8 protein-coding genes are annotated in these 12,738 nt (G+C 71.3%); 6 read left to right on the forward strand and 2 right to left on the reverse strand.

The genetic code is table 11. From position 1 onward, the window contains the following. The gene (locus ACZ69I_RS15420) at window positions 1-2,859 is read left to right on the forward strand and encodes an NHLP bacteriocin export ABC transporter permease/ATPase subunit (RefSeq protein WP_470832585.1); all 2,859 of its coding nucleotides are present in this window, start codon (window positions 1-3) and stop codon (window positions 2,857-2,859) included. An 18-nt stretch (window positions 2,860-2,877) separates the two neighbouring features. On the opposite strand, the gene ACZ69I_RS15425 is transcribed toward ACZ69I_RS15420, so the two are convergent. After that, a complete protein-coding gene (locus tag ACZ69I_RS15425; protein WP_470832586.1) occupies window positions 2,878-5,508 on the reverse strand; it encodes a PA14 domain-containing protein in 2,631 nt (876 codons plus the stop codon). 172 nt (window positions 5,509-5,680) lie between these two features. Here ACZ69I_RS15425 and ACZ69I_RS15430 point away from each other — a divergent pair, with 172 nt between their 5' ends. The 5 genes from ACZ69I_RS15430 (at window position 5,681) to ACZ69I_RS15450 (ending at window position 11,505) form a co-directional block, all read left to right on the forward strand. Continuing rightward, window positions 5,681-6,694 carry a LacI family DNA-binding transcriptional regulator gene (locus ACZ69I_RS15430; protein WP_470832587.1) on the forward strand — a complete coding sequence of 338 codons (1,014 nt, stop codon included), beginning with the start codon at window positions 5,681-5,683 and terminating at the stop codon, window positions 6,692-6,694. 169 nt (window positions 6,695-6,863) lie between these two features. Further along, window positions 6,864-7,967 (forward strand): ABC transporter substrate-binding protein, encoded by a 1,104-nt coding sequence (locus tag ACZ69I_RS15435; protein ID WP_470832588.1) that lies wholly within the window; start codon window positions 6,864-6,866, stop codon window positions 7,965-7,967. A gap of 1 nt (window position 7,968) precedes the next feature. Beyond that, window positions 7,969-9,492: a sugar ABC transporter ATP-binding protein gene (locus ACZ69I_RS15440; protein ID WP_470832589.1), complete on the forward strand. Its 1,524-nt coding sequence runs from the start codon at window positions 7,969-7,971 to the stop codon at window positions 9,490-9,492. Between the two features lie 70 nt (window positions 9,493-9,562). Next, window positions 9,563-10,480, forward strand: a complete 918-nt coding sequence (locus ACZ69I_RS15445; RefSeq protein ID WP_470832808.1) for an ABC transporter permease — start codon at window positions 9,563-9,565, stop codon at window positions 10,478-10,480. Window positions 10,481-10,509: 29 nt separating this feature from the next. Beyond that, the gene (locus ACZ69I_RS15450; RefSeq protein WP_470832810.1) at window positions 10,510-11,505 is read left to right on the forward strand and encodes an ABC transporter permease; all 996 of its coding nucleotides are present in this window, start codon (window positions 10,510-10,512) and stop codon (window positions 11,503-11,505) included. A gap of 9 nt (window positions 11,506-11,514) precedes the next feature. Here ACZ69I_RS15450 and glgC read toward each other — a convergent pair whose 3' ends face one another. Continuing rightward, window positions 11,515-12,735 carry a glucose-1-phosphate adenylyltransferase gene (gene glgC / locus ACZ69I_RS15455; RefSeq protein WP_470832591.1) on the reverse strand — a complete coding sequence of 407 codons (1,221 nt, stop codon included), beginning with the start codon at window positions 12,733-12,735 and terminating at the stop codon, window positions 11,515-11,517. Window positions 12,736-12,738: the final 3 nt, after the last annotated feature.

Here is a 12,738-nt window from a genome sequence, read left to right on the forward strand (position 1 = left end):
GTGACGTCGCTACCGGAGCAGCACACCCCGTACGGGCACGACGCGGTCGGCGCGGCGTTCGGCGCGCTCGGCACCCCCGTCGACTGCACGGGCCTGCGCAGCGTGCACCTGGAGGGCCCGCAGGTGCTGTGGCTCGTCGTGGCCGGCGCCCTCGACCTCTTCGCGGTGGACGCCGTGCGGCAGGGCCACTGGCACTACCTCGGCCGCCTCGAACCGGGCGCCCTGCTCCTCGGCCCCGTCGAAGGCCCCCAGCACACCCTCGTCGGCCGTCCCCTCCAGGGCTGCGAGCTGCGCCGCGTCCCGCTGCGCGAGCTGTACCGGCCCGACTACGGCGACACCTGGTCCTACGAGCAGCAGTACCCCAGCCGGTACGACGCCCAGGACGCGGCGCTCAGCATCCTTGAGCACGCCTTCGCGCTCGGCATCGGGCGCGGCCACCGCGTCCTGTTCGAGGCGCCGCTCGACGGCCGCACCATGGGCGACGACGTGGTGGCCGACGACGACATCCTCTGGATGCCGGTGGCGCCGGGCAGCGTGCAGTACGGGTCCGCCTACAGTGCGGAAGCCACCGGTGACCTGCTCGTGGACGCCGCGATGTGGCAGCGGATGGTCAACCAGCAGTACCGGCTGCTCGCCACCCTCGACCGCTGGATCGAACGCCTGGAGCGGGCCCACGAGGACCGTACGGCAGCCGGTATCAAGGCGGGCGAGAACGTCCGCGAACAGGCCGACCGGACCCTGATCGCCTCCATCGGCCGTGCGGGCAGGGGCGGTTCGCGCCGCGCCGGGTCCCGCGACGGTCACGACGCGACGTACGCCGCCTGCCGGCTGGTCGCCGAGGCGGCGGGGATCACGCTGTCCGGGGCCGCGGAGGGCGGCGCGGTGAGCGACCGGATCGACCCGGTGGAACAGGTCGCGGTGGCCTCGGGAATCCGCACCCGTGCCGTCCGCCTCGACGGCCCCTGGTGGCGCGAGGACGCGGGCCCGCTGGTCGGGCACCGTACGGCGAGCGGCACACCGGTCGCCCTGCTGTGGCGGCGCGGCCGCTACGAGTCGGTGCACCCCACGTCCGGACGGCGCACCCGCGTCGACGCCTCCAACGCCGACGAGTTCGAGCCGCAGGGCGTCATGTTCTACCGGCCGCTGCCGGACCGGCCCCTGACGCCGTGGCGGCTGTTCCGCTTCAGTCTGCGCGGCACCGGGGCCGACGTGCGCAACCTCGTGTTCGCCGGTCTGGTGACGGTCGCGATCGGCGCGCTCGTGCCCGTCGCGACGGGTCAGGTGCTCGGTGTGTTCGTGCCGAACGCCGAGACGAGCCTCATCGTCCAGGTCTCCCTGGCCGTCATGATCACCAGCATCGTCTCGGCGGCCTTCATGCTCCTGCAGAACCTCACCGTCCTGCGCATGGAGGGCCGCATGGAGAGCGCCCTCCAGCCCGCCGTCTGGGACCGGCTGCTGCGGCTGCCCACCCGCTTCTTCGCCTCCCGCTCCACCGGCGAGCTGGCGAGCGCGGCGATGGGCGTCAGCGCGATCCGCCGGGTCCTCTCGGGGATCGGCCCCGTCACCCTGCAGGCCGGTTCGGTGGGCGCGATGAACGTGGTCCTGCTGCTGCTCTACAGCGTCCCCCTGGCCCTGGCCGCCCTGGCGATGCTGGCCGTCATCGCCACCGTGTTCCTCACCCTCGGGCTGTGGGAACTGCGGTGGCAGCGGCGCCTGGTGGAGCTCGGCAACAAACTCAACAACCAGGCGTTCCAGACCCTGCGCGGGCTGCCGAAGCTCCGCGTCGCCGGTGCGGAGAGCTTCGCGTACGCGGCCTGGGCGGGGGAGTTCGCGCGCAGCCGGGAGCTGCAGCAGCGGGCGGGCCGCATCAAAAACGTGACGACGGTCCTGAACTCGGTCTATCTGCCACTCTGCACGCTCATCATGTTCGTGCTGCTCGCGGGCCCGGCCCGGGGCAGCCTGACCGCGGGCGAGTTCCTCACCTTCAGCACCGCCGTGACGATGCTCCTGACCTCCGTCACGCAGCTCACCGGCGCGCTGATCTCGGCGGCCGCGGTGTTGCCCATGTTCGAGCAGATCAAGCCGGTGCTCGACGAGGCGCCGGAGGTGCGCGCGGGGAGCACGCAGCCGGGCGAGCTGCGGGGCGGGATCGAGGCGCGCGGGCTGTCCTTCCGCTACGCCGACGACGGGCCGCTGGTCCTCGACGACGTGTCGCTCTCGATCCGGCCGGGCGAGTTCGTGGCCGTCGTCGGTCCGAGCGGCTGCGGCAAGTCGACGCTCCTGCGCCTCCTGATCGGCTTCGACGAGCCGGTCTCGGGCAGCGTGCTCTACGACGGCCAGGACCTGTCGGCCCTCGATCAGTCCGCGGTGCGCCGCCAGTGCGGCGTGGTCCTGCAGAACGCCCAGCCGCTCACCGGCTCCATCCTCGACTGCATCTGCGGCGCCGAGTCGTTCACGCAGGAGGAGGCGTGGGAGGCGGCCGCGATGGCGGGGCTCGCCGAGGACATCAAGCGCATGCCGATGGGGCTGCACACGATGATCTCCGGCGGCGGCGCGGTCTCCGGCGGCCAACGCCAGCGTCTGATGATCGCCCAGGCCCTGATCCGCCGCCCCCGCCTCCTCTTCTTCGACGAGGCGACGAGCGCGCTGGACAACGAGACGCAGCGCACGGTCATCGACAGCACCCGGGCCCTCAACGCCACCCGTGTCGTGATCGCCCACCGGCTCTCCACCGTCATGGACGCCGACCGCGTCATCGTCATGGCGGAGGGCCGCATCGCCCAACAGGGCCCGCCCGCGCGGCTGTTGGCCGACACGGGCGGGCGTCTGCATGAACTGGTACGGCGTCAGATGCGGTGAGGGGCCTGCTCCTGAGGATCAGGCGCCGGGGCAGCCCGGCACCGTGGCCTGCGAGGCGTCACGGATCAGCGCCTGGTGGGCCGTCTTCAGTCGCCGCACGTCCGGCTTGACGACCTTGCGGTCGTAGGTGAGCAGACCGTTCAACTCGCCCTCCACGTCGGTGATCTGGGTGTAGACGGCGCCGTTGTTGCCCTTGCAGGCGAGGGCGCGCACCTCGGCGAGCTTGGCGATGTAGTCGTCGGTGTACGTCGCCGGGTCCACGTCGACGTAGCTCTGCTGCACGGCCCAGGCGTGCCCGGGCACCGCCAGTCCGAGGCCGCCGTACTCGCCGCTCACCAGGGCCCTGCGGCCGTCGGGGCGCGGCGGCAGGGCCGGGCTCGGGTAGCCGTGCTCGTCCATGATGTCGCCGGTGCCTCCGTCGGCGCCGAGGTTGAGCCCCGACATGTTGTTGACCAGGCGCGTGGGGTCCCAGGCCTTCGCCTGTTCGGCGATGCGGCCCACGTCGTACTGGCCCCACCCCTCGTTGAAGGTGACCCACATGACGACCGAGGGGCTGCTCGCATGCTCGTCGATCATCTCCTTCAGCTCGCGCTCGTACTGGGCGCGGGCCGCGGCGTCCGGGGTGCGCCCGGCCTCCATGGCGGGCATGTCCTGCCAGACGAGCAGCCCGAGCCTGTCGGCCCAGTAGAACCAGCGGTCGGGCTCTACCTTGATGTGCTTGCGCACCGAGTTGAAGCCCATCGCCTTGTGCATCTTCAGGTCGTACGCGAGGGCCTCGTCGCTCGGCGCGGTGTGCAGGCCGTCCGGCCAGAAGCCCTGGTCGAGCGTGGCCATCAGGAAGGCGGGCTTGCCGTTCAGCATGGTGCGCGGGGTGCCGTTCACCTTCTCGACGGCGATGGAGCGCATCCCGAAGTAGCTGGTGAGGCGGTCGTTGCCGACCCGCACCCGCAGGTCGTAGAGGAACGGATGGTCCGGCGACCACAGTCGCGGGTCGGTGATCCTGAGCTTCAGCGGCTGTCCGGTGCGCCCGCTGACCTCGGCGACCTTCTTGTGGCCTTCGTACGCCGCGGCCGTGAACCGCACCCCGTCGCGCACGCCCCGCGCCTCGACCGCGACCCGCTCGCCCTCGACGTCCGGCGTGATCTTGAGGGAGTCCGCGTGGTCGGTGGCCACCGGCTCCATCCACACCGTCTGCCAGATGCCGGAGGACGGGGTGTACCAGATGCCGCTGGGGTCGAGGCGCTGCTTGCCGACGGGCGGGTTGGCGCCGTCGTCCGCGTCGGTCGGGTCGTACACGCCGACGATCAGTTCCTGGGTGCGGCCCGGCTTCAGCGCGTCGGTGATGTCGGCGCTGAACTTGTCGTAGCCGCCCTTGTGTTCGGTGACCTTCTTGCCGTTGACGTAGACCTCGGACTGCCAGTCGACGGCGCCGAAGTTCAGGTTGAGCCGCTTGCCGTCGCCGATGCTCCAGTCCTTGGGGACGGTGAAGGTGCGGCGGTACCACATGCGGTCCTCGTGCCGCTCGATGCCGGAGAGCTGGGACTCCACGGGGTAAGGGACGAGGATCTTCTCCTTGAGGCGCTTTCCGACCGGTGGCCGCTCGCCCGCCCCGGCCGCGGCGAACTGCCAGCTGCCGTTGAGGTTGCGCCAGTCGGCCCGCTCCAGCTGGGGGCGCGGGTACTCGCGGTGCGCGTTGCCGGGCGTGACGTCGTCGGCCCACTTGGTGCGCAGCTCGTACTCGGAGTGGTTGGGGCCGCTGGTCCAGAACTGGCCGACGGGCTTGCCGTCCGTGCCGGTGAGGCCGCCCTTGCCGTCGTAGCGGATGTCGGCGAGGCCGGGGGCGGCGCCGCCCTTCTTCCCGACGACGGGTTCCTTCAGGCCGACGAGGAGGCTGTGGTCGTCGGAGGGGTCTGCCTCGACCGTGCCGAGCGGCCACTTGGCGCCGCCGATGACGGCGTCGAGGTGGTCGGTGAGGCCGGCGGGCGGGGCGGCGAGCGGCTGGGCGAAGTCCAGCTTGAGGCTGCGGCCGTCCCCGAGGACGGTTGCGTCGATGGCGCCGTCGTAGTCGAAGTCGGCGGGGATGCGCAGGGCGGACCGCGGGACCGCCTTCTTCTCGCCGCCGGGCTGGGTCCACCGCAGACGCAGGTTGGAGCCGCCGTAGTGCTCGAAGTACTCGACCTTGATGTCGTAGGTCTTGCCTGCCTCCAACTCGACGGGACGGGACGTCTGTTCCCTGTCCCAGTCGTCCTGCCAGTGGTCGATGGCGAGCTTGCCGTCGACCCAGAGGCGGAAGCCGTTGTCGCCGATCATCGAGAAGGTGGTGGCGCCGGTCTTCTCCGGCACGATCCGGCCGGTCCAGCGGACGCTGACGTCGTCGGCGCGTCCGGTGGTGGCCTTGAGGCGGGACTCCAGGTTGCCGAAGTCGATGTCCGGGTCGAGGCCGGTCGCCTTGAGCTGGTCGAAGTCGAAGGCCCCCGGGGCGGATTGGGTGTAGTACTCCCCCTTGAGACCGTGGATCTCGACGGGGTCGTCGTCGGCGGTCGCGGCGGGGGCCGAGGTCAGCCCCGCGATGCCGAGGGCCCCTGCGAGCAGCAGGGCGAGGGGTCGGCCGAGTCGTCCGGGGAGTCCGGGATGTCGTCTGATGCGCACGGATCCTCCTTGGTGAGGAAGGGTGGCGGCTCGTCGCTGCAGTCTGTACAACGAATCTGTACAACGTTGGAAGGAACGGCAGTTGGCATGACAGCACGCGCTCCGGCGCGCTGTCCAGGGTCATGACACACGCCTCGAAGGACCGGGGCGGCCACCGACGCAGGGAGAAGCAGTGCGGGTAAGCCTCAAGGACGTCGCGGAGCGCGCGGGCGTCTCCATCAAGACCGTCTCGAACGTGGTGAACAAGTATCAGCACGTCACCCCGGCGATGCGGGCCCGCGTGCAAGAGGCCATCGACGAGCTCGGCTACCGGCCCAACCTGACGGCCCGCCACCTCAGGAAGGGCCGCACCGGCATCATCGCGCTCGCCGTCCCCGAGCTCGGCAACCCCTACTTCGCCGAGCTCGCGGGCGCCGTCATCGACGCCGCCGCCGAGCACGACTTCACCGTGCTCCTCGACCACACGCGCGGCGAACGCGAGCAGGAGGTCCTGGTCAGCCAGGGTTTCCGGGCCCGGGTGATCGACGGCCTGATCCTCAGCCCGATCGAGCTGGAGTCGGAGGACCTGCGGGGGCGCGAGGACGACGTGCCGCTGGTGCTGCTCGGCGAGCGCGAGTACGCCCTGCCCTACGACCACATCGCGATCGACAACGTCGCGGCGAGCCGCACCGCGGTGCGCCACCTCATCGGCCGCGGCCGCACCAACATCGCGTTCCTCGGCGCCCGTACGGACTCCGCCAACCGCCCCGCCCACCTGCGCCTCGCGGGCTGGCGCGAGGAGCTGGCGGCGGCCGGGATCGCCGCGCCGGAGAGCCTGGTGGGGCCGGTCGGCGGCTGGGACCGGTGGGACGGGGCGAAGGCCATGGCGCGGATGCTGGACGCGGGCGTGCGGCCCGACGCGGTGTTCGCCTACAACGACCTGGTGGCGATCGGCGCGATGCGGGTGCTGCACGAGCGCGGCCTGCGCGTGCCGTGGGACGTGGCGGTGGTCGGCTTCGACGACATCGCGGAGGGCCAGTTCGGGGCGGTCACGCTCACCACGGTGGCGCCGGACAAGCAGGCCATCGCGCGTCTCGCGGTGGAGTCGCTGCTGCGCAGTCTGGCGCATCCGGAAGAGCTCGGCGGACGCGAACTCGTCGCGGATTTCCGGCTGGTGGAGCGGGAGAGCACGCTGGGCCGGCGGTGAGAGTCCGGGTCATGCCGCCGGGCCCGCGCGGTGCGGCGAAGCGTGCGCGGAGGGTTTACAGCACTCTTTCAACGATGTAAAAAGCTCCCCGTACCGCCGAGTTGACCGCAAGTGCCGTCTCTCCCGTGAGCGCTCTCAGTGCCGGGGGCCGTGCCGTTTGGGGACTTCCATGAAGCCGACCACACTCCTCAGCCGTACCTCAGCCAGGACCCTCGCCGCCGTCGGCCTCGCCGCGGGCCTCGTCCTCACCGCCGGCTGCGCGAAGTCCGAGGACGACGCGTCCGACGGCGGCGGCGCCTCGTCGCAGGACCGGGGCGACGCCGGGCAGGAGGTGGCGTCCTCGGGCGGGGGCAGCGGCAGGACCTGCGCGATCGGCGCGTACGGCGGCAGGAAGCTGGACCTGGCCAAGGCGACCGTCGGCTTCTCCCAGTCCGAGAAGGAGGCCAACCCCTTCCGCATCGCGGAGACGGCGTCCATCCGGGCCGAGGCGAGGAAGCGCGGCGTCAAGCTCCTCACCGCCAACGCCCAGTCACAGTTCTCCAAGCAGATCAGCGACGTCCAGGACCTCATCGCCAAGGGCGCCGACCTCCTCGTCGTCGCACCGCTCAACTCCGACGGCTGGGAGCCGGTGCTGCGTGCCGCGGGCGCCAAGCACATCCCGATCGTCACCATCGACCGCAAGATCAACGCGACCGCGTGCAAGGACTACGTGAGCTTCATCGGCTCCGACTTCGTCGAGCAGGGCAAGCGGGCCGCGGACCGGATGATCGAGACGACGGGCGGCAAGGGCGAGATCGCGATCCTGCTCGGCGCGGCGGGCAACAACGTCACCACCGAGCGCACCAAGGGCTTCGAGAACCGCATCGAGGAGAAGGCCCCGGGGCTCAAGGTCGTCTTCAAGCAGACCGGCGAGTTCGCGCGCGAGAAGGGCCAGCAGGTCACCGAGCAGCTCATCCAGTCCAGGCCCGACATCACCGGGATCTACGCGGAGAACGACGAGATGGGGCTCGGCGCCGTCAACGCCCTCAAGGGCGCGGGCAAGAAGGCCGGCGCCGTGAAGATCGTGACGATCGACGGCACGAAGGGCGCGGTACGGGGCATCGTCGACGGCTGGATCGACGGCGTCGTCGAGTCCAACCCGCGGTTCGGTCCGCTCGCCTTCCAGACCCTGGACACGTTCACCAAGGGGCAGAAGGTGGCGCAGGACATCGTCATCAAGGACAACGCGTACACCGGGAAGAACGCCGAGTCCGATCTCGGCAAGGCCTACTGACATGCTGTCGGTGACCGGCCTGACCAAGACGTTCCCCGGCGTCCGCGCCCTGGACGCGGTCGACTTCACCGCCCGCGCGGGCGAGGTGCACGCCCTGATCGGCGAGAACGGCGCGGGCAAGTCCACGCTCATCAAGGTCCTGACGGGGGTGTACCGGCCGGACGCGGGCGACCTGGCGTACGACGGCCGCCCGGCACGGTTCGCCACCCCGCTCGAAGCGCAGCACGCGGGCATCTCCACCATCTACCAGGAGGTCAACCTCGTCCCCCTGATGAGCGTGGCCCGCAACCTGTTCCTGGGCCGCGAGCCGCGCGGCCGCCTGGGCCTGATCGACTTCCGGCGGATGCACCGCGAGGCCGACGAGGCGCTGCGGGGCCTCGGCGTCCGCGTCGACGTACGCCGCCCGCTGCGCGAACTCGGCATCGGCGCCCAGCAGATGGTGGCCCTGGCGCGCGCCGTCTCGGTCGACGCGCGCGTGGTCGTGATGGACGAGCCGACCTCCTCCCTCGAACCCCGGGAGGTGCGCACCCTGTTCGGCGTGATCCGCATGCTGCGCGAGCGCGGCATCGCGGTGATCTACGTCAGTCACCGCCTGGACGAGCTGTACGAGGTCTGCGACGCCGTCACCGTGCTGCGCGACGGCAAGGTCGTGCACACCGGGCCGCTTGCCGACCTCGACCGGCTCCGCCTGGTGGCGCTGATGCTGGGCCGCGAGATCGAGACCGTGCAGGACGAGGGGCTCACCCGCTTCACGGGCGACCACCGTGCGGATACCGAACCAGTGCTGCAGGCAACCGGACTGACGGTTCGTCACCGTCTGAAGGGGGTCTCCGTCACCATCCGGCCCGGCGAGGTGGTCGGCCTCGGCGGACTGCTCGGCTCGGGCCGCAGCGAGACCGCGAAGGCCATCGCGGGGGCGCTGCCTCCCGACTCCGGGCGGATCGTCCTCGCCGGCGCCCGCATCCGCACCGGGTCCACCCCCGCGGCCATCCGGGCGGGCATCAGCCTCCTGCCGGAGGACCGCAAGGCCGAGGGCATTGTCCCCGGCCTCTCGGTCCGCGAGAACATCGCCCTGGCCGCGCTCCCCCGCCTCTCCCGCTTCGGCCTCGTGCACGAGGACCGCGTCGACGCCGTCGTCGACACCTTCATGAAGCGGCTGCGCATCAAGGCGTCAGGACCGCACCAGAAGGTCGGCGAACTGTCCGGCGGCAACCAGCAGAAGGTGCTGCTCGCCCGCTGGCTCGCGATGCACCCGAAGGTCCTCCTGCTCGACGAACCCACGCGCGGCATCGATGTCGGCGCCAAGGCCGAAGTACAGGGCCTGATCGACGAGTTGGCGGCGGACGGCCTCGGCGTGCTGCTGATCTCCTCGGACATGGAGGAGCTGATCGAGGGCTCGGACCGGGTCGTCGTCCTCAAGGACGGCGCCGTGGTCGGGGAACTCACCGGCTCCGACGTCACCGAGGACCGCCTGCTCCGCGCCATAGCCACCCCTCGGACCGCCACCGGAGGCCGCGGTGAGTGACCCCTCCCCCACCGCGCTCGCCGCCCCGCCGGGGCCGGGCGGCGCCGCGCTCCCCCACGACCGGGAACGCGTGCTGCGCCTCCTCCAGGACTACGGCGTCTATCTGGGCGTCGCCGTCCTCCTCCTCGTCAACGTCCTCTTCACCCCGCACTTCCTCTCCGGCGAGAACTTCCGCACTCAGGCCGTCCAGGTCGCGCCCGTCCTCGTCGTGGCGCTCGGCATGGCCCTGGCCATCGGCACCGAGGGCGTCGACCTTTCCGTCGGCTCGGTCATGGCGCTCTCCACCTCCCTGATCTCGCTCTATCTCGGATACGGGATGTGGATCGCCCTCATCGTGGCGGTGCTCGGCGGCATGGCGGTCGGCGCGGCGAACGGCTCGCTCGTCGCCCTCATCGGCGTCCAGCCCATCGTGGCGACACTCGCCCTGATGGTCGGGGGCCGTGGCCTCGCCCAGGTGCTGCTCCCCCAGCTCAAGGACGTGCGCGACCCGACCATGGCGTCGCTCGGCTCGGGCGACGTGGCGGGCGTCCCGTATCTGGTGCTGATCGCGGCGGCCCTCGCGCTGGCCGTCGCCTTCGTCGTCCGGCGCACCACGTTCGGCCGGCAGCTCCTCGCCATCGGCGACAGCCGCCCGGCCGCCCTGCTCGCGGGCCTGCCGGTGCGCCGCGTGCTCATCGTCGTGTACGTCGTCTCCGGCGCCCTCGCCGCACTCGCCGGTGTCCTCGCGACCGCCCGCCTGAGCGCGAGCGACCCGACGTCGCTCGGCAATCTGATGGAGCTCTCCGCGATCACGGCCGTGGTGGTCGGCGGGACACCGCTGAGCGGCGGGCGCGTCCGGATCGGCGGCACCGTGGCGGGCGCCGTCCTCATCCAGCTGCTCACCGCCACGCTCATCAAGCACGACCTGCCGCCGTCGTGGACGCAGATCGCCCAGGCCGTGGTGATCGTCCTCGCCGTCTACGCGGCACGCGAGAGGGGCAAGCGATGACCACCGACACGAAGACCGCGGCGGACCCCATGAGCCAGGCCGTCCAGGACGAACAGGCCGCGGGCCCTACCCGCGCCGAGCGGCTGAGCGCCCTTGCCCAGCAGCACGGCGCCCTCGTCACGCTGATCGTGGCGGTGGCCGCCGCGTCGGTCGGCTTCGACACGTTCCTGACGGGCGACAACCTGCAGAACATGGCCGTGTCCTCCGCGTTCCTCGCGGTGGTCGCGCTCGGCATGACCTTCGTCATCGTCACCGGCGGCATCGACCTGTCCGTCGGCTCGCTGTTCGCCCTCGGCGGGGTGCTCGCCGCCTGGGGCTCGCGGTACGGCACGGCGGTGGCGCTGCTCCTGCCGCTCGCCGTGTGCGGGCTGATCGGCCTGGTCAACGGCCTGCTGATCGCCCGCTCCCGGCTCGCGCCGTTCATCGTGACCCTCGCGGCGATGCTGGGCGCGCGCGGCATCCTCCTGTCGGTCACCGACGAGGGCGCCAAGACCTACCTCGTCGACAAGGACTCGTTCTTCGCGACGCTCGGCCAGGGCAGGGTGCTCGGCGTCGGCGCGCCGGTGTGGATCACGGTCGCCCTGTTCGTCGCGGGCGCGGTCGTGCTGCGCCGCACCCGGTTCGGCCAGTACGTGTACGCGGTCGGCGGCAACGAGGACGCGGCGGCGCTGATGGGCGCCCCCGTGGCCCGTACGAAGATCACCGTCTACACGGTCTCGGGGCTCTGCGCGGGGCTCGCCGGGGCCCTCAACGCGGCCTGGCTGGTCTCCGGGGTGACGATCCTCGGCTCCGGCATGGAGCTGGAGGCGATCTCCGCGGTCGTCATCGGCGGCACCTTGCTCACCGGCGGCTTCGGCTTCATCAGCGGCTCCCTGGCGGGCGTGCTGCTCCTGAAGGTCATCCAGAACGTCATCAACCAGATCGGCTCGCTCGACTCCGCCTACCAGCAGGTGGTCAGCGGCGCCTTCCTGGCGGTCGTGGTGATCGCGCAGACGTGGCTGGGGCGTCGGCGGCGGGTGCTGTGAGCGGGGCGTTCACACCGGCACGGCCTGGCCCTTCCCCAACGCGATCACGCCACCCCTCGACACCGTGTACAGCTCCTCGTCCCGTTCCGGGTTGACTCCGATCGTGGCACCCGGCGGCACGTCGACGTTCTTGTCGAGGACGGCTCCGCGCACCACCGCGCCCCGTCCGATCCGTACGTTGTCGTGCAGCACGGAGCCCTGGACGACCGCGCCCTCCTCGATGGTCACGCCGGGCGAGAGGACGGAGCGGGTGACCTGGCCGCGGATGACGCAGCCGGGGCTGACGATGGACTCCCCCGCGATGCCGCCCGCGCAGAACTTGGCGGGCGGCAGACCGTCGGAGTGGGTGTAGATGGGCCAGCGCCGGTTGTCCAGGTTGAAGACGGGCTGGTCGGAGATCAGGTCCATGTGGGCCTCGTAGTACGAGTCGAGAGTGCCGACGTCGCGCCAGTAGCCGTGGTCGCGCGGGGTCTCGCCGGGGACGTAGTTGTCGTCGAAGTCGTACACCTGGGCCAGCCCACGCTCGGTGAGCAGCGGCAGGATGGAGCCGCCCATGTCGTGCGCGGACTCCCCGTCCTCGGCGTCCTGCTGGAGGGCGTCGACCAGGGTCTTGGTGGTGAAGAGGTAGTTGCCCATGGAGGCGTAGACCTGGTTCGGGGCGCCGGGTAACCCGGGCGGGTCGGTGGGCTTCTCCAGGAAGCGTTCGACCTTCGTGCCGTCGCGCCCGGGGGTGATGATGCCGAACGACGACGCCTCGGAGCGCGGCACCCGGATCCCCGCGACGGTCACCGCCGCGCCGTTCTCGATGTGCTGCACCAGCATCTGCCGCGGGTCCATGCGGTAGACGTGGTCGGCGCCGAACACCGCGATGTAGTCGGGCTGTTCGTCGTGGACGAGGTTGAGGGACTGCAGGATGGCGTCGGCGCTGCCCAGGTACCAGCGCGGGCCCAGGCGCTGCTGGGCGGGGACGGGGGTGACGTAGTTGCCGAGGAGGCTCGACATGCGCCAGGTCGTCGACACGTGCCGGTCCAGGGAGTGCGACTTGTACTGCGTCAGGACGCAGATCCGCAGGATATCGGCGTTGACGAGGTTGGAGAGCACGAAGTCGACGAGGCGATAGGTGCCGCCGAACGTGACCGCTGGTTTGGCCCGGTCGGCGGTGAGCGGCATCAGCCGCTTCCCCTCCCCGCCGGCCAGCACGATTCCGAGCACCGAAGGTCCACCGCGCATCCC

This window comes from Streptomyces sp. NPDC036815 (assembly GCF_055609205.1).

Coding starts and splice junctions, on each gene's coding strand:
- ACZ69I_RS15440 (WP_470832589.1), top strand. CDS start 7,969: ATGCTGTCGGTGACCGGCCTGACCAAGACGTTCCCCGGCGTCCGCGCC.
- ACZ69I_RS15450 (WP_470832810.1), top strand. CDS start 10,510: ATGAGCCAGGCCGTCCAGGACGAACAGGCCGCGGGCCCTACCCGCGCC.
- glgC (WP_470832591.1), bottom strand. CDS start 12,735: ATGCGCGGTGGACCTTCGGTGCTCGGAATCGTGCTGGCCGGCGGGGAG.
- ACZ69I_RS15435 (WP_470832588.1), top strand. CDS start 6,864: ATGAAGCCGACCACACTCCTCAGCCGTACCTCAGCCAGGACCCTCGCC.